This window comes from Vibrio sp. MOR3, assembly GCF_001557775.1.
Classification (GTDB): domain Bacteria; phylum Pseudomonadota; class Gammaproteobacteria; order Enterobacterales; family Vibrionaceae; genus Vibrio; species Vibrio jasicida.
In genome coordinates, this window is the sequence record NZ_LNRD01000046.1 from 1 (window position 1) to 917 (window position 917).

General features: G+C 44.4%; 2 tRNA genes and 2 rRNA genes. All 4 read left to right on the forward strand.

Annotated features, from left to right (window positions below):
- A 16S ribosomal RNA gene (locus ATB76_RS26815) occupies positions 1-73 on the forward strand; the annotation flags it as partial.
- Positions 74-138: 65 nt separating this feature from the next.
- A tRNA-Ile gene (locus ATB76_RS26820) sits at positions 139-215 on the forward strand.
- A gap of 39 nt (positions 216-254) precedes the next feature.
- Positions 255-330, forward strand: a tRNA-Ala gene (locus tag ATB76_RS26825).
- 291 nt (positions 331-621) lie between these two features.
- Positions 622-917: ribosomal RNA gene (locus ATB76_RS26830) — 23S ribosomal RNA — on the forward strand; the annotation flags it as partial.

Genomic DNA, 917 nt, shown 5'->3' on the forward strand with positions numbered 1-917 from the left:
TTTGTGGTTCATGACTGGGGTGAAGTCGTAACAAGGTAGCGCTAGGGGAACCTGGCGCTGGATCACCTCCTTATACGATGATTACTCACGATGAGTGTCCACACAGATTGATACGGTTTATAAGTAAGAGACGATACTGGGTCTGTAGCTCAGGTGGTTAGAGCGTTCGCCTGATAAGCGAGAGGTCGGTGGTTCGAGTCCACTCAGACCCACCAATTTCTTTTGAAGTTGGTATGCAGTATCGACACCTTGATGGGGCTATAGCTCAGCTGGGAGAGCGCCTGCCTTGCACGCAGGAGGTCTGCGGTTCGATCCCGCATAGCTCCACCATCTTTAAGTGTTCTTGAAAAAGAATCTTTAAAAATGGTTTTCATCAGAAAATCTAGCTCTTTAACAATTTGGAAAGCTGACAAAGTAATCTTTAAGATTACTTGTAAAGTTCTCAATGTTTGTCTTTATGACAAACACCAAAAAACACATTCAAGTGTTCTTGGGAATATCACTTTTAAAGTGATTATTCGAAATTGAGTCCGGCAAAATCGAAATGTCTCTCGCTCATTCAAATAATGAGAGACAACTTTGGTGATTTGATTATCAACTCGAAACTCCTTCGGGTTGTATGGTTAAGTGACTAAGCGTACACGGTGGATGCCTTGGCAGTCAGAGGCGATGAAGGACGTATTAACTTGCGATAAGCCCAGATTAGGTAGTAAAAACCACTTGAGTCTGGGATTTCCGAATGGGGAAACCCACTAGCATAAGCTAGTATCGCTGCGTGAATACATAGCGTAGCGAGGCGAACCGGGGGAACTGAAACATCTAAGTACCCCGAGGAAAAGAAATCAACCGAGATTCCGAAAGTAGCGGCGAGCGAAATTGGACTAGCCCTTAAGCTTTATATGCGTTAGACGAACGGT